The organism is Roseococcus sp. SYP-B2431 (assembly GCF_004336745.1).
In the GTDB taxonomy this organism is placed as follows: Bacteria; Pseudomonadota; Alphaproteobacteria; order Acetobacterales; family Acetobacteraceae; genus Roseococcus.
Genome location: NZ_SJXD01000026.1, coordinates 391,636 through 416,095 on the forward strand (window position 1 = coordinate 391,636; position 24,460 = coordinate 416,095).

The following is a 24,460-nucleotide window of genomic DNA, read 5'->3' on the forward strand; positions in this document are numbered from 1 at the left end:
TTACAGGGGGCCCGGTTCTCGTCTATGCTCCGCCATATGATCCTCCGAACAGCCCTGGCGGCCCTGCTTTCCGCCGCCCTCCTCACCCCCGCGGTCGCGGAAAACGAGCCCGGGACCGAGCGCATGCTCGCCCATCGGGCCGCCTATCGTCTTGCCCTCGACAGCGTGCGCGACAACGCCTCGGTGACCCGCGCCGAGGGCGTCATGCTCTTCGAGGTGGTGGATGCCTGCGATGCCTGGGCCTCGCGCCAGCGCTTCACCCTTGTCCTCTCCGACCGCGACGGCAACACCATCGAGACCAGCTCGGACTATTCGACGCTGGAGGCCAAGGACGGCAGCTCGATCCGCTTCTCGCTCACGCAGATGACCGAAGGTGCGGTGACCTCGCGCGTGGCCGGCGAGGCCACGCTGACGCCCCAGGGCGGCCGCGCCGTCTATTCCGAGCCGGCCAACACGCAGGAGGACCTCCCCGCCGGCACGATCCTGCCGATGATCCACACCTTGCGCGCGCTGGCCGCCGCCCGTGCCGGCCAGCGGATCTTCGCGGCGCCGCTGTTCGACGGCACCAGCGCCGACGGCGCGCAGGACACGACGACGGTCATCGCCGGCGGGTGGACCGCGCCGCAGCTCAATACAAACTTCCCGCTGCTCTCGCCCCTGGGCAGCGCCCGCATGCGCATCGCCTTCTTCGACCGCAATGCCGGCGGCCAGAACAGCGGCGCCGGCACGCCGGACTACGAGGTCAGCATGCGCTACTTCGAGAACGGCGTGGCCGACGAGCTCAAGATGGATTTCGGCGAGTTCGTCGTGGACGGCCGCCTCGGCGAGCTGCAGCCCATCCCCTCGCCCTGCGGATAAGCCTCCGGCAGGGGGCGGGTTCCGCCCCACGCCTCCAGCCCGCATAGTCGCGCTCCGATCATGTGTCGCGGGATCCGGACCTTCGGCGACTTCGCGCCTTCGGTCCTCCCGCCAAGCTTCCGCAGGACGACCGATGCCCCGCCACGCCTTCCCCACCATCGCCGACGCCGCCCAGGCCCTGGAGACCGGTAGCGTCACCGCCGCCGCGCTGGTCGAGGAGGCGCTGGCGCGGATGGGCCAGGGTGAGGGCCCGGCCGTCTTCACCGAGGTCCATGCCAAATCCGCGCGCGATGCCGCGCTGGCCATGGACCAGCTCCGGCTGGTCGGCCGCGCGCCGAGCCGCTTCGCCGGCATCCCCATCACCATCAAGGACCTCTTCGACGAGGCCGGCCATGTCAGCCGTGCCGGCTCCGTCGCGCGGGACGGCGCGGCGCCCGCCGCCGTGACGGCGCCCGTGGTGGCGCGCCTGCAGCGCCAGGGCTTCGTGGTGCTCGGCCGGACGAACATGACGGAGTTCGCCTTTTCCGGCCTCGGCGTGAACCCGCATTTCGGCACGCCGAGATCGCCCTGGGACCGCGAGACGGGACGGCTGCCCGGCGGCTCCTCCTCCGGCGCGGGCGTGGCCGCGGCGGACGGCATGGGCTTCGGCGGGCTCGGCACCGACACGGGCGGCTCCTGCCGCATTCCCGCGGCGCTGAACGGCGTGGTCGGCTTCAAGCCGACGGCCCGGCGCGTGCCCCTCGACGGCGCGGTGCCGCTCTCCTTCTCCCTGGATTCCGTGGGCCCGCTGGCACGATCGGTGGCCTGCTGCCACGTGCTGGACGCCTTCATCGCCGGGGCGGAGGAGGCGCCGGCCCTTCCGGAGGGGAGCCTCGCCGGCCTGCGCTTCGGCATCCTGCACAATATCGTGGAGGAGGGCATGGAGGGCGAGGTCGCTCGGCCCTATGCCCGCGCGCTCGCCCTGCTGGAGCAGGCCGGGGCGAAGCTCGTCGATCTCGCCATCCCCGAGCTCGAGCGGATGCCGCAGATCAATGCCAAGGGCGGGCTGACGGCCTCCGAGGCCCATGCCTGGCACCGCGAGCTGATCGCGAGCGATGGGCCGCGCTACGACCCGCTGATCCTGAAGCGCATCCTGCGCGGCGAGAAGATGACCGCGTCGGACTATCTCGAGGCCGTGAAGGGCCGCGCCGAGGTCATCGCCGGGGCCGCCGCGCGGACCGCGCCCTTCGATGCCGTGCTCTGCCCGACGGTGCCGCTGGCGCCGCCGCCCATCGCGGCGGTGGCCGAGGAGGGCGAGTACAACCGCATCAACCTGCTGCTGCTGCGGAACACGACGATCGCGAACTTCCTCGACCGCTGCGCCATCAGCCTGCCCTGCCATCTCCCTGGCGAGGCCCCGGCCGGGCTGATGCTGATGGGCGAGGCGATGGCCGACGCCCGCCTCTTCGCCATCGCGGTCGCCGTGGAGCGGATCCTGGAGGTGTGAGGGTCCGGGGACGCGGGAGGGGGGCCTCAGAACAGCCCCTGAATCCGCCCCTTGCCGTCCAGCCGGATCGTCTCGGCGGCGGGCACGCGCGGCAGTCCCGGCATGGTCATCACGTCGCCGCAGATCGCCACCACGAAGCCCGCCCCCGCCGAGAGCCGCACGTCGCGGATGGGCAGGACATGCCCCTCCGGCGCGCCGAGCGCGGTCGGGTCGGCGCTGAAGCTGTACTGCGTCTTGGCGATGCAGACCGGCACATGGCCGAAGCCCTGCGTCTCGAAGCGGGCGAGCTTGGTCGCGACGCTGGCCGGGATGGCGACGTCGGCGGCGCGGTAGATCCCCTTCGCGATGGCCAGGATCTTGCCGGCAAGCGGCAGGCTGTCGGGATAGAGCGGCTTGAAGGCGGCCTCGCCCGCATCGAGCCGCTTCATCACGGCATGGGCCAGCGCCACCGTGCCCTGGGCGCCGTCCGACCAATGGGTGCAGAGGACGGCCTCGGTGCCCAGCGCGGCCATGGCCTGCTGCACGGCGCCGATCTCGGCCTCGGTGTCGGCGGTGAAGCGGTTGAGCGCGACGATCGGCGGCAGCCCGAACTTCCGGATGTTCTCGACATGCCGCGCGAGATTCGCGATGCCGCGCCGCACGGCGCCCACATCCTCGCGGCCGAGATCGGCCTTGGCGATCCCGCCATGCATCTTCAGGGCGCGGATGGTGGCGACGATCACGCAGGCATCGGGCGCGAGGCCGGCCAGCCGGCACTTGATGTCGAGGAACTTTTCGGCCCCCAGATCGGCGCCGAACCCGGCCTCCGTCACGACCACGTCGCTGAGGTGCAGGCCGAGCGTCGTGGCCATCACGCTGTTGCAGCCATGGGCGATATTGGCGAAGGGCCCGCCATGCACCAGCGCGGGCGAGCCGGCCAGGGTCTGCACGAGATTGGGCGCGAAGGCATCCTTCAGCAGCACCGCCATGGCGCCGTCGGCCTTGAGGTCGGCCGCCGTGACGGGCTTCCCGTCCCGCGTGCTGGCCACGATGATCCGGCCGAGCCGCGTCTGCAGGTCGGCGAGGTCGTAGGCGAGGCAAAAGGCGGCCATCACCTCGGAGGCGACCACGATGTCGAAGCCGTCCTCGCGGGGAAAGCCGTTGGCCGTGCCGCCCAGCGAGCCCACGATGCCGCGCAGCGCGCGGTCGTTCATGTCCAGCGCGCGGCGCCAGGTGATGCGGCGCGCGTCGATGCCGAGCGAATTGCCCCAGTAGATGTGGTTGTCGAGCATCGCGGCGAGCAGGTTGTTGGCCGCGGTGATGGCGTGGAAATCGCCGGTGAAGTGGAGGTTGATGTCCTCCATCGGCACCACCTGGGCATGGCCGCCGCCCGCCGCGCCGCCCTTCACGCCGAAGCAGGGGCCGAGCGAGGGCTCGCGCAGGCAGATCATCGCCTTCTTGCCGATGAGGTTCAGCGCGTCGCCCAGGCCCACGGTGGTGGTCGTCTTGCCCTCGCCGGCCGCAGTGGGGTTGATGCCGGTGACCAGCACCAGCTTGCCGAGCGGCCGGTCGTGCCGCGTCTTCGCCACGAAATCCAGGCCGATCTTCGCCTTGTACTTGCCGTAGGGCTCCAGCGCCTCGGCCGGGATGCCGGCCCTCTCCGCGATCTGTGCAATGGGGAGAAGCGTGGCCGCGCGGGCGATCTCGAGGTCGATGGACATGTCGCGTGGCTCTCCCGATTCGCGCGGGATTTGAGCCGCTGTCACGCGCCTGGACAAGTCGGGGCCTTTCGGCAAAGTGGACGCAAGTTCAGGAGGAAATCATGAGAATGCACCGCCGCGCCCTGCTTGCCGCCCCCGCCCTGCTTTCCCTCGGGCGGCCTTCCCCGGCCCGCGCGCAGTCCGACTGGCCCCAGCGTCCCATCACCATGCTGGTGCCCTTCGTGGCCGGCGGCCCCTCGGACATCACGGCCCGGGTGATCGCGGCCAGGCTGGGCGGCATCCTGGGCCAGTCCGTCGTGGTGGAGAACCGCCCCGGCGCCAACGGCGCCGTGGCCGGCCAGGTGCTCGCCCGCGCCAATCCCGACGGCTACACGCTGATGACCGGCTCGATCGGCGTCTTCGCCATCAACGCGGCGCTGCGGCCCAACCTGCCCTACAACCCGCTGCGCGACTTCGCGACCGTGACGCTGGCCGTCACCACGCCGAACGTGCTGATCCTGAATCCCGCCAAGGTCCCGGCGACGAACTACGCCGAGACCCTGGCCTGGCTGCGCGCGAATGGCCGCAACGCCTCCTACGCCTCCTCGGGCGTCGGCTCCTCCGAGCACATGACGATGGAACTCTTCAAACTGCGGACCGGCACGGAAGCCACGCATATCCCCTACCAGGGCGGCGCCGCGGCCGCGACCTCGCTCATCGCCGGCGACACCCAGCTCACCTTCCAGAACCTGAGCAGCGTCGCCCCGCATATCCAGGCCGGCCGCATCAAGGCCGTGATGGTGACCAGCGAGCGGCGCAACCCGACGATCCCCGACGTGCCGACGGCCGCCGAGCTGGGCCTCCAGGACTTCGTCGTCACCTCCTGGCAGGCGACCATGGCGCCGGCCGGCGTGCCCGCGCCCATCCTGGCCAGGCTGGAGGCCGGCTGCATCGAGGCGCTGCGCCATCCCGAGAGCGTGCAGCGCCTCAACCAGGTGGGCTTCGACGTGGTGGCCAGCACCGCCGCCGAGTTCCGCCGCTTCCAGGAGGCGGAGATCGACCGCTGGAAGACCGTGGTGGACCGCGCCAATATCCGCGCCGAGTGACGCCGGCCGCTTGATCCAACGCAAGGCAGGCCTTCTCCACGGAGCCTAGACCTGATGCCGCAGCGACGTGCTGCGACATCTGAAGGCTCTGGAAACGATGCGGATCGTGGGATATGCGGCGGCGGCCATGCTGGCACTGGGTGCGGGCGCGGCCTCGGGGCAGGACGCCGTGCGCGGCAAGCAGGCGGGCGACATCGTCGTCGGCCTGGGCGCCATCGGCGTGCTGCCGACCAATGGCGGCCATGTGGGCCGGATCGGCGGCACCCCGACCGCCAGCAACAGCGCGAGTCCGCAGCTGGACGTGAGCTATTTCTTCACGCCCAACCTCTCGCAGAACCTGATCGCGGCCACCACGCAGCATGATGTCAGCGTGCGCAATTCGGCGCTCGGCAATGTCCGTCTGGGCGACGTCTGGGCGCTGCCGCCCACCCTCACCCTGCAATACCACCCGCTGCCCCGCGCGCGGATCAGCCCCTATCTCGGCCTCGGCCTGAACGTCACCTGGTTCTACGGCGAGGGCGGGCGCCTCACGGCCCCGGTGAACCGCGTGCGCATCGATCCCACGGTCGGCGTCGCGCCCAATATCGGCGTGGATTACGAGATCAGGCCCAACTGGCTCCTCAACCTCGACGCCAAGTGGATCCTGATGCAGCCGGATGTCAGCGTGAACAGCGGGCTCATCCGCGCCCGCGCCGACATCAACCCCTTCGTCGTCGGCGCATCGGTGCGCTACCGCTTCTGAGGCCGCCGGCTACTCGGCGGCGATCGAAGGCACGAGCTCGGCGCGGCATGCCTCCGCGCCGAGCCTGGAGCAGAAGTCCCCGAAGCCCTCACCCGGATCGCGGCGCGCCGCCCAGACGTCCAGCAGCGGCGCGAGGGTGGCGCCGACCCGGTCGAGCGGCACCTTGTCGGCGATCGGGAAGTTGAGCCGCGTGCCGGCGAAATCGCCGCCGACGAAGACCACGTACATCCCCGGCGACTTCCCGACGACGCCGATGTCCCCCTGGTAGGGGCGGGCACATCCATTGGGGCAGCCCGTCAGGCGAAGGCTGACGCGCTCGCCCAGCAGGCCGAGCCGGCCCAGCTCCCGCTCCACCTGGTCTAGGATCGGCTGGCGCACGCGCTCGCCCTCGGCCAGCGACTGGCCGCAGGTGGGAAGCGCCACGCAGGCGATCATGTTGCGGGCCACGGGGGTGAAGGCCTCCGGCAAGGGCACGTCGTGGGAACGCAGCAAAGCCTCCAGGGCGGCGCGGTCCTCCGGCCGGATGTCGGCGAGCAGCACGTCCTGGATCGAGGTCGCGATCGGGTTTGCGCCGAAGGCGAGTGCCGCCTCGCGCAGCGCCGTGCGCAGGCGGATCCCGCCCCGGTCGGCGACACGGCCGGCCGGTACGTGCAGGCCGAACCACCAGTTTCCGTCCCCCTGCTCGTGCCAGCCGAGATGGTCGGGGATCTCGAAGCGCGGCAAAGGCGGCGGCGGCGCGAGCGGGCGGCCGAGATCGGCCGAAAGCCGCTCCCGCGCCCATTCCGCGCCCCGTTCCGCCAGCACGTATTTCAGGCGGGCGTGCTTGCGATCGGATCGGTCGCCATGGTCGCGCGAGAGGCGGACGACGGCCTCGGCCACCTCCAGCACCTCGTCCGGGCCGATGAGCGCCACGGCATCGGCGATGCGCGGATAGGTGGCGGGCTTGTTGTGCGTCATGCCCATGCCGCCGCCGATCGTCACGATCCAGCCGGTGATCTCGCCGGCCGCATCGGTCTGCATGACGAAGCCGAGGTCGTTGGCCAGCACGTCCGGCGTGTTGTCGGCCGGATGGGCGAGTCCGATCTTGAACTTTCTCGGCAGGTATGTGGCGCCGTAGAGGGGTTCCGCCTCGGGCGTGCCGACCGGCTCCTCGTCCAGGAAGATCTCGTGATGGGCGCGGCTCTTCGGCAGCAGCGCCGAGGACAGGCGACGGGCCTCGGCCTCCAGCCGCGCGTGGATCGCGTCCCGCCGCGGCGCCGGCGTGGTCACCACGTTTCGGACCACGTCGCCGCAGGCGGCCAGGGTGGTCAGCAGGGCCTTATCCACGGCGGCGATGCTGCGCTTCAGATTTTCCCGCAGAATACCGTGGAACTGCACCCCCTGGCGGGAGGTCAGCCGCAGGGTGCCATCGGCATATTGCCCGGCGAGATCGTCCAGGGCGAGCCACTGCGCCGCGGTCAGCCGGCCGCCCGGGGCGCGGACGCGGACCATGAAGGCCCATTCCTTGTCCAGACCGGCCTGCTTGCGCGGTGTCGCGGTATCGCGGTCGAACTGCTCATAGGTTCCATGGAACTTCAGCAGGGTATAGGCCGCTTCCGACAGGCCTCCCTTCGCCGCCTCGGCCGCGATCTCGAGGGCGATCGGCCCGCGCAGGCCGGCGCTCTCGGATTTGATCGTCTCGGCGCCACTGGGCTTCATTCGCCGTCCCTCGCAATGCTACTGGACATCGTGAAATCACGATTATACGATCCGTTCAAGTGTCGTTTTGGGGTAACAACTTCCAATGGGTGTTCAATCCGCCTCCGCCGTCGCCGGCCGAAGCTTCCCCCGGGGCGAGGTCTGGCTGGTCGGCGCCGGCCCCGGCGACCCTGACCTGCTGACCCTCAAGGCCGTCCGTGCCCTGGAGCAGGCCGACCTCGTCCTGCACGACGCCCTGCCCGGCCGGGCCGTCCTGCGCCACGTCCGCCACGGCGCCGAGATCGTGGCGGTCGGCAAGCGCAAGGGTGCCGCGCCCGTGCCGCAGGCGAAGATCCATGCGAGGCTGGTCGCCGGCGCGCGGGCCGGGCTGCGGGTCCTCCGCCTCAAGGGGGGCGATCCCTTCGTCTTCGGCCGCGGCGGCGAGGAGGCGCTGGCCTGCGAGGCCGCCGGAATCCGCTGGCGCGTGATCCCCGGCGTCTCGGCCGGCCTCGCCGCGCCGGCCGCGGCCGGCATCCCGCTCACCCATCGCGGCACCGCCTCCGCCGTCACCTTCGTCACCGCCCATGACGAGACCGGCGCGCTGCCGGCCCTGGACTGGGAGGCGCTGGCCCGGACGGGCGGCACCATCGCCGCCTTCATGGCCCTCTCCCGCCTGGACGAGCTGACGCTGCGCCTCCTCGCGGGCGGCCTTGCGCCCTCCACCCCAGTCGCCGTCGTCGCCCGGGCCACCCATCCCGGCGAGTCGCAGCTCCGCACCACCCTCGGCGCCTGCACCCTCGACGCCCGCCGCGCCGCCCTGCCGACGCCGGCGCTGGTCGTCATCGGCGACGTCGTCGGCGTCCTGGCCCATCGAGCCACACCTGTCATCGGAGCGGTCCAGCATGCTTGCGCCTGAGATTCCCGCCCGGCCCGCCGTCGACTGGGTGAACGAGGACTGGCCCTCCGCGACCGCTGGCCACGAGCTTCCCGAAGAGCCCTGGCTGCCCGCGCGCGACGTCTCGCTCATGACGCTGGCCGCCTTCGCGCTGATCGCCCTGCTGCAACTGTTCCACTGAAGGACAATCAAGACATGACGCTCCAGACCGGCATCCCGCTGACGCTCGGCCAGACCGCACCCGACTTTGAGGCCGAGACCACCGCCGGCCCCATCCGCTTCAGCGATTGGGCCAGGGAATCCTGGGTGGTCTTCTTCTCGCATCCGAAGGACTTCACCCCGGTCTGCACGACGGAGCTGGGCGAGGCCGCCCGACTCAAGCCGGAATTCGACAGGCGCGGCGTGAAGGTGATCGGCCTCTCCGTGGACGCGCTGGACCGGCACGGGGCCTGGGCCGAGGACATCGAGGCGACGCAGGGCCATGCCCTGAACTTCCCGATGATCGCCGATCCGTCGAAGCACGTCTCGCAGCTCTACGGGATGATCCATCCGGAGGCCGATCCCTCCATCACCGTCCGGACGGTCTATGTGATCGACCCGGCCCGGAAGGTGCGCCTGACGCTGACCTATCCGCCCAGCACGGGCCGCAACTTCGACGAGGTGCTGCGGGTGATCGACAGCCTCCAGCTCACCGACAAGCACAAGGTCGCGACGCCGGTGAACTGGCAGAAGGGCGACAAGGCCATCATCGTGCCCTCGCTCTCCGACGAAGACGCGGCCAAGCGCTTCCCGCAGGGCTGGCAGGCCGACCGGCCCTATCTGCGCTGGGTCGAGGTCGCCGAGTAGTCGGGACAATTCCCGCGCCGGCCCGGAAAGGGCCGGCGCGGCGGCCGCTTCAGGCCGCCTGCCGTAGCCCGAGCTCGTCGAGCGCGGCCTTCACGGCGGCCACCGCCTTCTCCATGTCGGCCAGGTGCACGTCGCCGATGGTGCCGATCCGGAAGCTGGACTGCACGCTCGTATAATAGCTGCTGATCAGCACGCCCTGCCGCTTCAGCGCCTCCACGAAATCGGCCAGGACAAAGCCGGCCGGCTGGTGGATCGTCACCACGATCGGGCCCTGCTCGGCCGCCTCGACATAGGGCTTGAGCCCCAGCCCCTTCAGCCCGCGATACAGCGCATCCGCATTCGCGCGGTAGCGCGCGAGCCGCGCCGGCTGGCCGCCCTCCGCGTCGAAGCGGTCCAGCGCCACGTCCAGCGCGAGCAGGCTCTGCACCGGGCCGGTGAAGCGCAGGCTCCCCATGCCGCTGGCCCTCGTATTCGCCCAGACATCCGCGAGATCGAGGCTCCAGGAGCCGGCATGGCCCGCCGCCGCCTCGCAGCTGTCGATGCGGGAGACGGCGAAGGCGAAGCCCGGCAGCCCCTCCAGGCACTTGTTCGAGGTGAAGAGCACCGTGTCGATCTCGGGCTGCTGCGCGAGGTCGATCGGCAGCGCGCCGAAGGCCGAGACGGCATCCACGATCATCCGCCGGCCCGCCGCGCGCACCACGGCGCCGATCGCCGCCGGGTCGTTTACGATGCCGCTGCCCGTCTCGCTGTAGACGAGCGCCACGTGGCTGCATTCCGGATGGGCCGCCAGCGCGGCCTGGATCTCCGAGGGCGTCACCCCGCGCGTGTCCGGCACCGCCAGCTCCACCACCCGGCGGCCGGCCAGCCGGCCGAGCTTCACCGCCCGCCGGGCATATTGCCCGTTCACCGGCACCAGCACCGCCCGGTCGGCCGGCACGAAGGTGCGCAGCGCCGCTTCCATCATCATATGCCCGGCCACCTGGAGCGGCAGGGTGACGTGCACGCCCTCGACGCCGCCGGCGATCACGCGGATCCGCTCGCGCAGCCGCGTGTAGAGGGGCCGGAAGGAGGAATCCCAGGGCGCCACGTCCTCGGCCATGGCGGCGCGAACCGAGGGGTGGGTCTGCACGGGGCCGGGGGTGAGCAGCAGCATGGTCCGGGGAATCCTTTGCCGAAGCCGCCAGATGCCGCGAATCCGCCCCCGGGGGAACCCCCGTTCGACTCGACGCCGTATTGGTCTAGCTTCGCGGACATGGCCGATGCCCGCGTTACCGCGATGATCGTCGCCTCCGCGCTGTTCATGCAGAACCTGGACAGCGCGGCGGTGGTCACCGCCCTTCCCTCCATGGCGCGCGACATGGGCGAGGAGCCCACGCGCCTCGGCGTCGCCATCACCTCCTACCTGGTGGCGCTGACGGTCTTCATCCCCGTCTCGGGCTATATCGCCGACCGCTTCGGGGCGAAGCGCGTCTTCCTCGTCGCCATCGCGCTCTTCGGCGCGGCCTCCATGGCCTGCGGCCTCTCCAACAGCCTGATCGAGCTGGTGATCGCGCGCGTCGTCCAGGGCATGGCGGGCGCCATGATGGTGCCGGTCGGCCGCCTCCTGCTGCTGTCCGGCATCCGCAAGGACGAGATGCTGACGGCCATGACCTGGCTGACCATGCCGGCCATGATCGGCCCGATCAGCGGCCCGCCGCTCGGCGGCGTCCTGACCGACCTCTTCGGCTGGCGCAGCGTCTTCTGGATCAACCTGCCCGTCGCGGTGATCGGGCTGGTCATGGTGGCCTGGAAGATCGAGCCCCTGCCCCGCACCGATCCCGGCCCGCCCGACGTGAAGGGGCTGGCCCTGGTCGGCGGGGCCCTGGCCGCGCTCATGGCGGGCATCGAGACCGTCGGGCGCGGCATCTTCCCCACAGGCTGGCCGGAAGGGCTGATCGCCCTGGGCGCCGTGCTCGGCGTCTGGGCCGTCCGGCACTGCCGCGCCGCGCCCAAGCCCGCGCTGGACCTCGGCCTGCTGAAGATCCCGAGCTTCCGCTACTCCACCATGGCCGGCAGCTTGTTCCGCAGCGGCGCGGGCGGCATTCCCTTCCTCGTCCCCATGCTGCTCCAGGTGGGCTTCGGCTGGAGCGCCACCGAGGCCGGCTTCGTCGCCTTCGCGACCGCGATCGGCGCCTTCCTCATGAAGCCGCTGACCCGGCCGATCCTGCGCCGCTTCGGGTTCCGGACCGTGATCCTCGGCAATGGCGTGCTGGCCGCGCTGGGCGTCGCCTCGGGCGCCATGTTCACGGCCGATTGGCCCATTCCGGCGATGTTCCTGGTGCTGGCCCTGGGCGGGCTGTTCCGCTCGATGCAGTTCACCGCGCTGAACACGCTGGCCTTCGCCGACACGTCGCGCGCCCAGCTCAGCGCGGCCACGAGCTTCTATGGCACCGCCCAGCAGCTCGCGCCGGCGCTGGGCGTGGTGCTGGCGACGGCCTCGCTGGAGCTGGCGCGCCACGTCAACGGCGATGCGGTGCTGCGCCCGGCCGATTTCACGGCAGCCTTCCTCGTCGCGGCCCTCGTGGTGGCGGCCTCGATTCCCTTCGCGCTCGGCCTGCCGAGGGATGTGGGCTCGGAGGTCAGCGGCAGGAAGCTGCCCCCGGGCCCGCCCCCTTCCGGCTCCGCGGCGACGGCGGAGGCCGCGAATATCGCTGCGCGGCCGGAGGCCCTGGCGTCCGAGATCGTCGAGGCGTCGCCCAAGAGGCCGTAGCGCGCCACCTCCTCTCGTCAGGAAAGCGGCGCGCTACTCCGCCGGCGCGTGGGCCGGAACGGCGCCCCGGCCCCGGCTGAGCTTCCGCGCCATCCCGTCGAAGCCAAGATAGAGCACCGGCGTCACGAAGAGCGTCAGCACCTGCGAGACCGCAAGGCCGCCGACGACCGCAAGGCCCAGCGGCTGACGCAGCTCGGCCGCCGCGCCCCAGCCGGCCGCGATCGGCACCGCGCCGGCGGCCGCGGCCAGGGTCGTCATCAGGATCGGGCGGAAGCGCAGCACGCAGGCCTGCCGGACCGCATCGTAGGGCGTCTCCCCGCTGCGCTGCCGGTGCAGGGCCACGTCCACGATCATGATGGCGTTCTTCTTCACCAGCCCGATCAGCAGCAGCGTGCCGATCACGGCGATGACCGAGAGGTCCAGGTCGAAGAGCCACAGCGTCGCGAAGGCGCCGAGCGCCGCCGCGGGCAGGCCGGAGAGGATGGTCAGCGGATGGATGAGCGACTCGTAGAGCACGCCCAGCACCACATACATGATCAGCACCGCCGCGATCACCAGGAAGCCCTGGCCGGCCAGCGCCTGCTGGAAGACCTGGGCCGAGCCGGTGAAGCCCGTCACGATGGTGGGCGGCAGGCCGATCTCGCGCTCCACCGCCTTGATGGCGTTCACCGCGTCGCCGAGGGCCACGCCCGGCGGCGTGTTGAAGCCGATGGTCACGGCCGGGAGCTGGCCCTGATGCGCCACCGTCAGCGGGCCCGAGCGCCGCTCGATGCTGGCCACGGCCGAGAGCGGCACCAGCCGCCCCGTGTTGGAGCGGATATAGAGCTTGGCGAGGCCGGTCTCGTCCCGCTGGTCCTCGGGCAGTGCCTCCACGATCACCGGATAGGCATTGGCCTGCCCGTAGATGGTGGAGATCTGCCGCGCCCCGAAGGCGGAGAAGAGCGCCTGGCGCACCTGGTCGACGGTGACGCCGAGCGCCGTCGCGCGGTCGCGGTCGACATTCACCAGGACCACCGGGCTGTCGAGCTGGAGGTCCGTGTTCACGTCCTGCAGCTGCGGCACGCGGGAGAGCGCCTGTTCCAGCCGCGGCGCCCAGTCATAGAGCTCGTCGAGGCGGAGCCCCTGCATCGTGTAGAGGTAGAGCGTGCGCGACTGGCGCGCGCCGAAATTGATGTTCTGGATCGGCTGCACGAAGATCCGCATGCCGGGAATCCGGCCGGCATCGCGGCGGAGCTGCTGCATCACGGTCTGGATGTCGGGCCGCTCGCTGCGGTTCTTCAGCTGCACGAAGAGCCGCCCCTGGTTGATGGAGGCCGAGCCGCCCACCGCGCCGAGGTTGGACACCACGGCGTCCACATAGGGCGAGCGGCCGAAGATGGCCGCCACCTCCCCCTGCATCTCCGCCATGCCGTTGATGGAGGTGCCGCGCGGCCCCTCGGTGTTCACGACCAGGAGGCCGGTGTCCTCGATGGGGAAGAAGCCCTTCGGGATGTGGACCGCCAGCCAGCCCGCGGCCCCCACGGACAGCAGGAAGACCAGCCACACGACGAGCTTGGCCTTGAGCGCATGGCCCAGCAGCCAATCGTAGCTGCGCTCGACGGCGACGAAGCCCTTCTCCAGCGTCCGGTCCAGCCAGCCCGGCTTGCCATGGGTCGGCATGCGGCTGGCCATCAGCGGCGTCAGCGTGAGCGCCACCACGCAGGACGCGATCACCGCCAGCGAGACGGTGGCGGCGAAGGCGTTGAAGACGCGGCCGACCACGCCGCCCATCAGAAGGATCGGCAGGAAGACGGCGATGAGCGACAGCGTGATGGACAGGACGGTGAAGCCCACCTCCTTCGAGCCGCGGATGGCCGCCGCCAGCGGGTGCATGCCCTCCTCGATGTGCCGGACGATGGCCTCCAGCACCACGATCGCGTCGTCGACGACGAGACCCACCGCGATGGTAAGGCCGAGCAGCGTCACATTGTCGATCCCGTAGCCCATCAGGTACATCAGCCCGAAGGTGATGGAGAGGCTGATCGGCACCGTGATCGAGGGGATCAGCGTGGCGGTCATCCGGCGCAGGAAGAGGAAGCAGACCAGCACCACCAGCCCGACTGCGATGACGAGGCTCTCCTGCACGTCGTGCACGGCGGCGCGGATCGAGACCGAGCGATCGAGGAAGACGCCGATCTCGGCGCCCGGCGGCAGGGCGGCCCGCAGCCCGTCCAGGCTCGCGCGCACGCCGTCCACCACATCGACGGTGTTCGCGTCGGGCTGCCGCTGCACGGCCAGCACCAGGGAACGCTCGCCGTTGCGCCAGCTCGCCACGCGCTCGTTCTGCACGCCGTCGGCGACGCGGGCGATCTCGCTGAGCCGCACCGGGGCCGAGGCGCGGCCCGCCACCACGAGGTCGCCGAAGGCGGCGGCGTTCTGCGGCTGGTCGTTGGCGCGCAGGGTGAGCTGCTGCCGCGCGCCGGTCAGCAGGCCGACCGGCGTGTTGGAATTGGCGGCGCTGATCGATTGGCTGACCGTGTCGAAGGCCAGCCCCATCGCCGCGATCCGGTCGGGGTCGAGCCGGACGCGCACGGAGTAGAGCTGCTCGCCATAGGTCACCACCTGCGCCACGCCCTGCACGCGGCTGAGCGCCGGGGCGACGATGGTGCTGGCGATGTCGTTCAGCCGGTAGAGCGGCGTGTCGCCGCCCGAGAGGGTCAGCAGCAGCACGGGCGCGTCCGCCGGGTTCACCTTCCGGTAGCTCGGCGGGATGGTCATCTCGACGGGCAGGCGGCGCTGCGCACGCGTCATCGCGGCCTGGACATCCTGCGCGGCGCTGTCGATGTTGCGGCCGAGCTGGAACTGCAGGGTGATGTTCAGCGTGTCCTGGCCGGAATTGCTGCTCATCGATTCGAGGCCGGCGATGGTGCTGAACTCGCGCTCCAGCGGCAGCGCGACCGAGGTGGCCATGGTCTCGGGGCTGGCGCCGGCGAAGGAGGCGAAGACCGAGATGACGGGGAAGTCGACGCGCGGAACCGCCGCCACCGGCAGGCGCGTATAGGCGACGATGCCCGCCAGGACGGCCGCGGCCGTCAGCAGGCAGGTCATGACCGGCCGCCGGATGCAGAGCTCCGAGATGTTCACTGGCGGGACTCCAGCAGCGAGACCCTGGATCTCCCCGGGCCCGTCACCGGGCGTTCCTCCACCCGCGTCCCGTCGCTCACGCGCTGGGCGCCCTCGACGATGATCTTCTCCGCCTGGGCGATCTGCCCGCGCACCACGGCGCGGTCGCCGACGATGCGGGACACCTGCACCGCGCGCCGCCGCGCGACGCCGCCGTCCAGCACGAAGACGAAGCGGCCCTGCTGGCCCATCTGCACCGCCGCCGCCGCGATCAGGATCGCATTCTCCTCGACGGCGGGCGCGAGCGTGACCTGCACGTACTGGCCGGGCCAGAGGCGGCCCTCGTCATTGTTGAAGCGGGCCTTCAGCATGATGGTGCCAGTGTTCACGTCGACTTGGCTGTCGACGAAGACCAGCTGGCCCTCGACGGGGGTCTCCGTGTCGCCGTCCGCCTGGGCGCGGACCGGGACCGGGTGTCCAGAGGCGGTGGCCCGGCGGATGGTCGGCAGCCAGCGTTCCGGCACGTTGAACTGCACCAGGATGGGATTGGTCTGCGTGATGGTGGCCAGCGCCATCGGGTTGCTGTCTGCCTGCCGGACAAAGTTGCCCACGCGCAACGGCAGCGCGCCCAGTACGCCGTCAACCTCGGCGGTGATGCTGGCGAATTCGATGCTGAGGCGCGTCTGGGCGATGAGGGCCTGCGTGGCCTGAACGTTGGCGGCCGCAGCGGCGGCGTCGGCCTGCGCCTGCTCGAAGCGCTGCTGGGAGGCGTAGCTCTCGCCGCGCAGGCTCTGGTAGCGGGCGGCGTCGAGCTGGGTGCGGGTGGCGGCGGCGCGGGCGCTAAGGAGCTGCGCCTCCTGCTGGGCCAGCAGCGCCTGGTTCAGCCGGGCGTCCAGCGTGAAGAGCGGCTGGCCCCGGCGCACGGCCTGGCCCTCCACCACATGGACCTGGGTGATCTGGCCGTCCACGCGGGTGCGGATCGTGACGACGCTTTCGGACTGCACCGTGCCGTTCGCCATGATCTCGATCGGCACGGGCCCCACCACGGCGGGGTCGGTCGTAACGGCGACCACCTGCTGGGCGGCGGCGGGGAAGGCGACGAGAATGGCGAGGATGGCCAGTCGAAGAATCATGAATTCAGAGGCTCCCGTCCGGTCCGGCATCGGCTAGGTTAGGGGCAGCGCACCGAGGGGCAAGACCGGCTTCATTCACCAGTTGCGGGTGTAGAAGCCGACTGACGAAAAAGCAACGATAACGCTCAAACGCCGCTCGCAAATCGCGCATCCTGCGGCAAAATCGGGAAGGACATCATTGGAATGCTTCGCTGGCTCTTCCTGGCTCTGCTGCTCCTGGCCCCTGCGGCCCAGGCCTTCGACTTGCCGGGCCTGTCCCGGGATTCCGGCCGCTATCGTGAGGAGCTCGAGCGACGCTTCCCCGCCGGCGGCTCGGCGCAGCAGCGCCAGGCCGCCGAGACCCGCGCCGGCACGGCCGAGCGGCAGAACAACTGGGCGGCGGCCGCCCAGGCCTGGGAGGACCGCGCCGCCCTAGGCGAGATGACCGCGCCGCAATGGCTGTCCCTCGCCCGCGCCCAGCTCCGCCGCAATCCGCCGGAAGCGGCGCGCGCGCTTTCGGCGGCCTGGCAGAACTTCCTCATGGTCCCGGCCGGCCCGCCCGAGATCCCCTCGCTCCTGGTCGTGGCCGAGGCGCTGCAAAGGATGGATCGCCCGGCGCAGCAGATCGCGGCGCTGGAGCAGGTGGTGCAGCGCGCCCCCGACGAGGCCCGCTATGCCCAGGCCCTCACCGAGGCCCGCCGTGCCGCCGGCCTCCTGGTCGCCCGGGTCGGCACCGAGGCCGAGGCGGAGCCCGCCCGCGCCTGCCTGGCCTTCACCCTGCCCCCCGCCCGACGGAACGACTGGCAGCCGCAGGACTGGATGCGCGCCGAGACGCCCGTTCCCGGCCTCGCCTTCCAGCGCGACGGCGACGAGCTCTGCATCGTGGGCCTCCCCCATGGCCGCACCACCCGCATCCTCCTGCGCGCCGGCCTGCCGGGCGAGGACGGGCTGCGGCTGATGCGCGATACGGCGATCAACATCGCCATGCCGAGCCGCCGGCCGCGGCTGGCCTTCGACAGCCGCGCCTTTCTGCTCGCCCGCGGCCAGGAGGCGCGGGTGCCGCTGGCGCTCATGAACGTCACCGGCGTGAAGCTGCGCGTCGTGCGGCTGGCCGAGCGAAACCTCGTGCCCTTCACGCGCGAGAACCGGCTCGGCGAGAACATCTCCTCCTGGACCGCCGTGGACCTGCCCGAGAGCTGGGGCCGCGTCGTCTGGGAAGGCGCGCTCGATCTGCCGCGCGGCGAGGCGAACCAGCTTCAGCGCGTCACCGTGCCGGTCCCGCCCGCCGTGCGCGAGGCGGGGCCGGGCCTCTACATGATGGTGGTGCAGCCCAATGACGGCACGGCCGATGCCGGCGCGCTCGCCGCCGCCCAGCCGCTGATCCTGACCGATCTCGGCCTGACCGCCTGGCGCGGCGAGGGCGGGCTGGCCGTGCAGGCCCGCCGCCTCGGCGATTCCCGCCCCGCCGGCGGCACCCGCATCGCGCTGATGTCGCGCAACAACGAGATCCTGGCCGATGTCGAGGCCGGCGCGGACGGGATCGCGCGCTTCGCCCCGGCCCTGCTGCGCGGCGAGGGCCCGATGGCCCCGGTCGCCCTCCATGCCAGCCTCGGCGACGACCTCGTCTCCCTCGACCTCGAGGCCGCCTCCTTCGACCTCTCCGACCGCGGCGTCTCCGGACGCGAGCATCCCGGCCCCCTCGACGCCTTCCTCTGGCTCGACCGCGGCATCTACCGCCCCGGCGAGACGGTCCAGGTCATGGCGCTGCTGCGCAACGTGGCGGGCATCCCCTCGGACGTGCCGCTGCGCCTGCGCCTGCGCCGCCCGAACGGCCAGGTCGCCGCCGAGACGGTGATGCGCGACGGCGGCCACTGGCCCGTCGCCCTGCCCTCCGCCGCGCCGGTCGGCGTCTGGAAGGTCGAGGCGCTGACCGATCCCGACGCGCCGCCCGTCGGCGAGGCCAGCCTGCGGGTGGACGCCTTCGTGCCCGAGCGCCTCGCCGTCGAGGCGGGGCCGGCGCCGGGGCCGCTGGTACCCGGCCGGCCGCTTTCCATCCCCGTCACCGCGCGCTTCCTCTACGGCGCGCCGGGCTCCGGGCTGGAGGGCAGCGCCGAGCTGCGCCTGACGACCGAGCGCAGCCCCTTCCCCTCGCTCCAGGGCTACCTCTTCGGCCTGGAGGACGAGAGCTTCGCGCCCGACCTCATCACCGCCGACATGCCCGAGACGGACGACCAGGGCCGCGCCACGCTGGAGCTGAACCTGGCCCGCGCGCCGGACACCACGCGCCCGCTGCGCGGCGAGCTCGGCATCTCCGTCGAGGAGCCGGGCGGCCGCGCCACGCGCGTCAGCCTGCCGCTGGCCGTGGCCGGCAATCCGCGCCTCGTCGGCATCCGCGGGCCGCAGGCGGTGAACGCCAATGCCGAGGCCGCCTTCGAGTTGGTGGTCGCCGACCCGGAGGGTCGCACCCTTGCCGCCGAGCTGAGCCTGCGCCTCGTCCGCGAGCGGCCCGACTGGCGCATCGTGCTGCGCGGCGGCCAGACCCGCTACGAGACGGTCTGGACCGACGAACCGGTGGACACGGCCACGGTCCGCGCCACGGCCGACGCCCCTGCCCGCTTCGCCCGCTCCCTGCCTTTCGGCCGCTACCGGCTGGAGGCGCGCGAGGCCAATGGCATGGCCATCGGCTCCGTGCGCTTCCGCTCCGGCTGGGTCGCGAGCGAATCCGCCGAGGTGCCTGACAAGGTGGACGTGGCAGCCGACCGCCAGTCCTATGCGCCGGGCGACACCGTGACCCTGCGCGTGACCGCGCCCTTCGCCGGCCGCGCCAGCCTCGCCGTGCTGACCGACCGGCTGATGACGCTGCGCGAGATCGACGTGGCCGAGGGCGGCACCGAGGTCCCGCTCACGGCCGATGCGGGCTGGGGGCCCGGCGCCTATGTCGCCGTCACCGTCTTCAGGCCCGGCGCGCCGGCCAGCGCGCCGGGCCGCGCCCTCGGCCTCGCCTGGGTGCAGATCGACCCGGCATCGCGCCGCCTCGACGTCGCGATCGGCGGGCCGGAGCGCGCGCGGCCCAATACCCGCGTGGAGCTGCCCGTCACGGTCACGGGCGGCCAGGGACCGGTGAAGCTCACCCTCGCCGCGGTGGACGAGGGCATCCTGCGCCTCACCCGCTTCGCCTCGCCCGATCCGCTCGCGCATTACACCGGCCGCCGCACCCTCGGCGCCGATATTCGCGACGATTACGGCCGGCTGATCCGCCCCGACGACGCCACCCAGGCCGTGCTGCGCCAGGGCGGCGACGATGTGGGCGACCTCGGCGCGCTGCGCATCCCGCAGCGGAACGTCGTGCTGTTCAGCGGCATCGTCGAGACCGACGCCGATGGCCGCGCCATCGTCCCGCTCGACCTCCCCGACTTCGCGGGCGAATTGCGGCTGATGGCCGTCGCCTGGCAGGGCCCGCGCGTGGGCGCGGCCAGCCGCGCCATGACCGTGCGCGACCCCGTGCTGGCCGAGGCGCTGCTGCCGCGCTTCCTCGCCCCGGGCGACGAGGCGACGCTGCCCGTGCTGCTGCACAACCTCGAACTCCCGCAGGGCGAGGTGAGCGCGACCCTGGCCGCCGAAGGCGCCATCGCGCTCGGCGGCCCGGCGCGGCTGGCGGCGCGCCTCGCGACCGGCGCGCGCGCCCAGCCCACCACCACGCTCCGCGCGCCCGGCGCCGGCGAGGGCCTCCTGCGCCTCGCCGTGGCCGGGCCCGACGGCTTCACCGCCACCAGGGAGTCGCGGATCGAGGTGCGCTCCTCGCGCGCCATCGCCTCGGTGAGCACGCTCACCGAGCTGGCGCCCGGCCAGGAGATGCGCCTCGCGCCCGACGCGGCGCGCTTCGTCCCCGGCGCCTGGCGCGCCACGGCCCGGCTCGGCACCCCCGTCCGCTTCGACGCCGAGGGGATGCTGCGCAGCCTGGAGGTCTATCCCTTCACCTGCCTGGAGCAGCTCTCCTCCCGCGCGCTGGGCATCGGGGCCGCCATCAGCGAGGGCAGCACGCCGCAGCAGGCCGTGCTCCTCCAGCGCGCGGTGGACGGCATCCTCTCGCGCCAGCGCTACGACGGCAGCTTCGGCCTCTGGTCGGCCCAGGGGGAGCCGGAATTCTGGACCTCGGCCTATGCCGCCGAGGCGCTGATCCGCGCAAAGGCGGCCGGCGCCGCCGTGGCGGATGCCGCCCTGGAGGCCGCGCTGGACGACCTCGCCACGCGGCTGGAGGACACGAGCGCCAGCGAGCCGACCGAGCTCGCGGCCCAGGCCGCGCGGCTGAACGCGCTGTCGCTCGCCGGCCGTCACCGGCTCGGCGCGGCGCGGCGGCTCATGGAGAGCCTGGACCGCCTGCCGACGCCGCTCGCGCGCGCGCAGCTCGGCGCGGCCTTCGCCCGGGCCGGCGACGGCGAGCGCGCCGCCCGCGCCTTCGCCGCCGCGCTCGCGGCGCCGGGGCGGCGCGACTGGCTCTACGACTATGGCAGCGCCGCGCGCGACGCGATGGCGCTGGTCGTGCTGCTGAAGGAGGCGCAGGCGCCGGCGCCCATGCTCCAGCAGGCGATGCAGCGCCTCCCCGGGCCGGAGCTGACGCCGGCCCTGGCCTCCACGCAGGAGGCGGCCTGGGCGATGATGGCCGCGGCGGCACTCGGCCGCGACGGCCGGCCGGTGCGCGCCACCTTCGAGGGTAGCCCGGCGACGCGCGTCCTCAACGCCACCGCCGGGGGTGTGCTGCGCAATCTCGGCGACGCGCCCCTGCCCGTGGTGCTCACGGTGACCGGCACTCCCACCGAGGCGCTGCCCGCGGGGCGGAACGCCATGACCATCCGCCGGCGCTTCCTGGACCTCCAGGGCATGGCGTTGAACCTCGACCAGCTGCGCTCCGGCACCTCCTTCCTGATGGTGATCGAGGCGCGGGCGGAGTCCGGGCAGGAGCACCTGGCCATGATCAGCCAGGGCCTGCCGGCGGGCTGGGAGATCCAGGCGCGGCTCGGGCCGGGCGCGGTGCCCGGCCTTCCCGGCCTCGGCGAGCTGGCCGAGCCCGACGCCACGCCGGCGCTGGACGACCGGGTCGCCGCCGCCTTCACCTTCGGCGCCCAGACGCGGGAGTTCCGCATGGCGGTGCGGCTGCGGGCGGTGACGGTGGGCCGCTTCGAGCTGCCGGGTGCGGAGGTGTCGGACATGTACCGGCCGAGCTTCTTCGCGCGGCAGGCCTCGGGACGGATCAGCATTTTGCCGTGACCTCAAACGCCGGGCGCGCGCTCCGCGCGCTTGGCTTCGCCGCGCCGCTGTCGCCACCGGCCGGAAGTCGGTGGGGCGGCGCCGCGCTTTCGTCACCCAGGCAGCAGGCGCTCCACCAGGGCACGTTGCGCCAGCCCATCCCCACGCAGCAGGCCCTGCTGCAGCCCGCCGATCGGCCGCGCGCCGGCGGCGATGACCGCATCGGCGGCTTCGGGCGCCGTGATCGCGGCATCCCCGGCCGCCGGCGCGGCCGGCCCCTCCTCCGGCGGCGCGCCGGGCAGGCCGAGCCGCGCCCAGGCCCAGCCATGGGCCGAGACGAGTCGGCCCTCCTGCCACCGGCAGGGCTCCGGCCGCCAGCCGTCCAGCCCCTTGCGCAGCAGTTCCACGATCCCGGGCTCGAAGGCGGGCAGGCCCGTATCGAGCCAGAGGCGCGGCGTGCGCGGCGGCGGGAAGCTCGCGGCCAACGCGGCGCCGACCGCGCCGGCATCGGCCTCGGTCAGCGGCAGGCCGGCGCTGGCCGCCAGCACCGCCGCCATCCCCGATTGCGGCCCCTGCTCATGGGCCCGCTCGATTACGGCGGCATAGGCGCTGGCGATGCACGCGGGATCCAGCTCGCGCAGGGCCCAGGCGCGGGCGGCGCGGCCCATGGCCTCGCGCTTGGCGGCATCGGCCCGGATCTCGCCGAGCGCCTCCGCAAGGTCGGGAAGCTCCGCCTCCTCCGGGATGAGGCGAGCCCCTGATTCCTCCAGCTCCGACAGCGAGCCGTGGCGGTTCGCGACCAGCGGCAGGCCGGCCATCAGCACGTCCTTCACCGCGCCCGAACTTTCGCCCCGACTGCCACGGCGCAGCTGCACGGCCATGTCGCAGGCGGCGAGCCAGCGCCGGTAGTCCTCCACCACGACGCGCCCGGTGACCGTGACGCGGGAGGCGAGGCCAAGCCGCCCGGCCTCCTCAAGCACGGCCGGGCCGGCGCCCTCCTCCGATCCGCCCACGAAGACCAGCCGCGCCGCGGCGTCGCGCCGGGCCAGCGCGGCGAAGCCGGAGAGGATGCGTTCCGGCAGCTTCTTCGGCGTCATCAGTCCGAAGGAGGCGAGCACGAAGGCCCCCTCCGGCAGGCCCAGCGCCGCCCGCGCGGCCGCGCGACCGGGCAGGACGGGCGGCTGGCGCAGATGCGGCAGCACGGCGACGTGGCGCAGCGCGGCCCGGCCGTACTCGGCCTCCAGCAGCCAGCGGGCATGGCCCGAATGCAGGACCACGCCGAGCGCATCGGCCAGCAGACCGGCGCTGCCGGCGAGTTCGCGCGAGGTGACGAGGGCGGGATAGCCCTCCTCCCGGACCAGCCGCAGGATGCGCGGCTCCGGCGCTGCGGCGCTGCCGTCGATCCAGTTGCGGAGGTCGGTGATGGCGGAATCATGCAGCGTCACGACGCCGGGGAAGCGCGGCAGCAGCTTCGTGAGCGCCGCCGCATGCATCGGGTTGTTACCGATCTGGTAGAGCACGCGGTCGAAGCGGCCGCCCTCGCGCGCGAAATCGCCCTCGCTCATCCAGGGCAGGCGGCCGGCCAGCGCGCCCTGGGCCGGCGCGGCGCCGACCAGGGTGACGGCGTAATGCGCGGCCAGCGCGGGCGCCAGCTCGGCCGTGTAGTCGGCGATGCCGCTGGCGGCCGGCGGCAGCGGCGCGACGATCGCGAGCGTTCTTCTCCGCGGCGGGCGGCCTGGGCGACGGACGGCACGCGCGCCCTCCAGCGCGGCCCAGGCGCGCGACGCGACCTTGTCCCAGCTGAATTCCCGCGCGCGGCGGGGACCATAGGCGGCAAGGTCGGCGCGCAGCTCCGGCGCAGCCAGCAGCCGCTCCAGCAGCGCGGCCAGCGCGGCCGGATCGCGCGGATCGAACAGCGCATCGGCACGGCCCAGCACCTCGGGCATGGCGGAGGTGTCGCTGGCGATGCAGGGCGCGCCGCAGGCCATGGCCTCCAGCAGGGGCAGCCCGAACCCCTCGGCCAGCGAGGGCATGGCGAAGAGCGCCGTCGCCCCGTAGAGGCCCGGCAGGTCCGCCTCCTCCACGAAGGGCAGCGCGATCAGCTCGGACTCCGTCAGCCCGGCCGCCCGGGCCTGCGCCCGCAGATGCGGCGGATTCACATGGCCGATGGCCAGCGGATGCGCCGCGCGCAGCGCCGCCGGCAGTCGAGCGAAGGCCTGGAGCAGCACGCCCTCGTTCTTCCGCAGGTCGCCCGCACCGAGATAGAGCAGAAAACCCTCGCGCAGCCCGTAGCGGGCCAGCAGGGCGTCCCGTGCGCCGGCCTCCAGCCGTGGCGGCGCGAAGGCGGGCGAGACGCCGCCGCCGATCGTCACCACCCGCTCCGGCGGCAGGCGAAGATGGCGCAGCAGCTCGTCGCGCGTCGCCTCGGAATTGGCGAGCAGCGGCGCGCAGGCGGCCACCTCGTCCAGGCAGCGCGCGTACCAGGGCGCCAGCCCGGCCTCCCGCCAGGCCCCGTCGAGATAGGTCTCGCGCAGCGTCAGCGGGATCAGGTCGTGCACGGTGGCGGCGATGGCGGGGCGCTCCAGCCCGGCGGGCCAGGTCGTGACGACGTCATGCCGCCAGCCCTCGAAGACGCTGCCGAGATGCAGGATGTCGGGCGCCGCGTCGGCGATGGCCTGGGCGCGGATCTGCTCGGCCAGAAGCCGCCGCGGCGCCTGGGGGTTCGAGCCGGCCGCGGAACCCTCGGGCGCCTGCCAGCGGCGGATGGCGTGGTGGCCCAGGACCGGCGCGAACTCCTCGGCCAGCCTTGCCGCCGGCTCGGCGAGGCGCGTGTTCACCAGGACCTGCACCTCATGCGCGCCCCGTCCCCGGATCAGCGCCCGCGCCAGCTCCAGCGAATAGCGGCCGAGCCCGGCATGCCGAGCCGCGCCCTGCACGCCCTGGAGGTCGAGCAGCAGCCGCATC

The 24,460-nt window shown here is 72.7% G+C and carries 15 protein-coding genes; 9 read left to right on the forward strand and 6 right to left on the reverse strand.

What is annotated here, in order from left to right; genetic code table 11:
- Nucleotides 1–36 precede the first annotated feature (36 nt).
- A complete protein-coding gene (locus EJV46_RS16315) occupies nucleotides 37–858 on the forward strand; it encodes an EipB family protein (protein WP_240782590.1) in 822 nt (273 codons plus the stop codon).
- Between the two features lie 133 nt (nucleotides 859–991).
- Nucleotides 992–2,344 carry an amidase gene (locus EJV46_RS16320; protein ID WP_131549744.1) on the forward strand — a complete coding sequence of 451 codons (1,353 nt, stop codon included), beginning with the start codon at nucleotides 992–994 and terminating at the stop codon, nucleotides 2,342–2,344.
- A 26-nt stretch (nucleotides 2,345–2,370) separates the two neighbouring features.
- Here the strand turns inward: EJV46_RS16320 and EJV46_RS16325 are convergent, their stop codons facing one another.
- The gene (locus EJV46_RS16325; protein ID WP_131549745.1) at nucleotides 2,371–4,044 is read right to left on the reverse strand and encodes a formate--tetrahydrofolate ligase; all 1,674 of its coding nucleotides are present in this window, start codon (nucleotides 4,042–4,044) and stop codon (nucleotides 2,371–2,373) included.
- A 101-nt stretch (nucleotides 4,045–4,145) separates the two neighbouring features.
- Here EJV46_RS16325 and EJV46_RS16330 point away from each other — a divergent pair, with 101 nt between their 5' ends.
- Complete coding sequence (locus EJV46_RS16330) at nucleotides 4,146–5,129, forward strand: tripartite tricarboxylate transporter substrate binding protein (protein ID WP_240782591.1); 984 nt, start codon at nucleotides 4,146–4,148, stop codon at nucleotides 5,127–5,129.
- A 97-nt stretch (nucleotides 5,130–5,226) separates the two neighbouring features.
- Complete coding sequence (locus EJV46_RS16335; protein WP_131549746.1) at nucleotides 5,227–5,871, forward strand: OmpW family protein; 645 nt, start codon at nucleotides 5,227–5,229, stop codon at nucleotides 5,869–5,871.
- Nucleotides 5,872–5,880: 9 nt separating this feature from the next.
- Here the strand turns inward: EJV46_RS16335 and EJV46_RS16340 are convergent, their stop codons facing one another.
- A complete protein-coding gene (locus tag EJV46_RS16340; protein WP_131549747.1) occupies nucleotides 5,881–7,569 on the reverse strand; it encodes an NADPH-dependent assimilatory sulfite reductase hemoprotein subunit in 1,689 nt (562 codons plus the stop codon).
- Nucleotides 7,570–7,654: 85 nt separating this feature from the next.
- Here EJV46_RS16340 and cobA point away from each other — a divergent pair, with 85 nt between their 5' ends.
- The 3 genes from cobA to EJV46_RS16350 are packed head-to-tail and all read left to right on the forward strand — an operon-like array spanning nucleotide 7,655 to nucleotide 9,289.
- Nucleotides 7,655–8,464 carry a uroporphyrinogen-III C-methyltransferase gene (cobA, locus tag EJV46_RS16345; protein ID WP_131549748.1) on the forward strand — a complete coding sequence of 270 codons (810 nt, stop codon included), beginning with the start codon at nucleotides 7,655–7,657 and terminating at the stop codon, nucleotides 8,462–8,464.
- Nucleotides 8,451–8,624, forward strand: coding sequence for a hypothetical protein (locus EJV46_RS22905; RefSeq protein ID WP_165585584.1), 174 nt, complete (start codon nucleotides 8,451–8,453; stop codon nucleotides 8,622–8,624). Before cobA ends, EJV46_RS22905 begins: the two co-directional genes overlap by 14 nt.
- Before the next feature lie 32 nt (nucleotides 8,625–8,656).
- The gene (locus EJV46_RS16350; protein WP_131549797.1) at nucleotides 8,657–9,289 is read left to right on the forward strand and encodes a peroxiredoxin; all 633 of its coding nucleotides are present in this window, start codon (nucleotides 8,657–8,659) and stop codon (nucleotides 9,287–9,289) included.
- A gap of 49 nt (nucleotides 9,290–9,338) precedes the next feature.
- On the opposite strand, the gene EJV46_RS16355 is transcribed toward EJV46_RS16350, so the two are convergent.
- The gene (locus EJV46_RS16355) at nucleotides 9,339–10,442 is read right to left on the reverse strand and encodes a 2-aminoethylphosphonate--pyruvate transaminase (protein ID WP_131549749.1); all 1,104 of its coding nucleotides are present in this window, start codon (nucleotides 10,440–10,442) and stop codon (nucleotides 9,339–9,341) included.
- 99 nt (nucleotides 10,443–10,541) lie between these two features.
- Between EJV46_RS16355 and EJV46_RS16360 the strand changes: the two genes are divergently transcribed.
- Nucleotides 10,542–12,038, forward strand: coding sequence for an MDR family MFS transporter (locus EJV46_RS16360; RefSeq protein ID WP_131549750.1), 1,497 nt, complete (start codon nucleotides 10,542–10,544; stop codon nucleotides 12,036–12,038).
- 33 nt (nucleotides 12,039–12,071) lie between these two features.
- Here EJV46_RS16360 and EJV46_RS16365 read toward each other — a convergent pair whose 3' ends face one another.
- Both EJV46_RS16365 and EJV46_RS16370 read right to left on the reverse strand, forming a co-directional pair.
- Nucleotides 12,072–15,161 (reverse strand): efflux RND transporter permease subunit, encoded by a 3,090-nt coding sequence (locus tag EJV46_RS16365; RefSeq protein ID WP_131549751.1) that lies wholly within the window; start codon nucleotides 15,159–15,161, stop codon nucleotides 12,072–12,074.
- A complete protein-coding gene (locus tag EJV46_RS16370; protein ID WP_240782592.1) occupies nucleotides 15,158–16,273 on the reverse strand; it encodes an efflux RND transporter periplasmic adaptor subunit in 1,116 nt (371 codons plus the stop codon). Before EJV46_RS16370 ends, EJV46_RS16365 begins: the two co-directional genes overlap by 4 nt.
- 183 nt (nucleotides 16,274–16,456) lie before the next feature.
- Here EJV46_RS16370 and EJV46_RS16375 point away from each other — a divergent pair, with 183 nt between their 5' ends.
- Nucleotides 16,457–21,517 (forward strand): alpha-2-macroglobulin, encoded by a 5,061-nt coding sequence (locus EJV46_RS16375; protein ID WP_131549753.1) that lies wholly within the window; start codon nucleotides 16,457–16,459, stop codon nucleotides 21,515–21,517.
- Between the two features lie 92 nt (nucleotides 21,518–21,609).
- Here EJV46_RS16375 and EJV46_RS16380 read toward each other — a convergent pair whose 3' ends face one another.
- A complete protein-coding gene (locus tag EJV46_RS16380; RefSeq protein WP_131549754.1) occupies nucleotides 21,610–24,459 on the reverse strand; it encodes a glycosyltransferase in 2,850 nt (949 codons plus the stop codon).
- Nucleotide 24,460 lies beyond the last annotated feature (1 nt).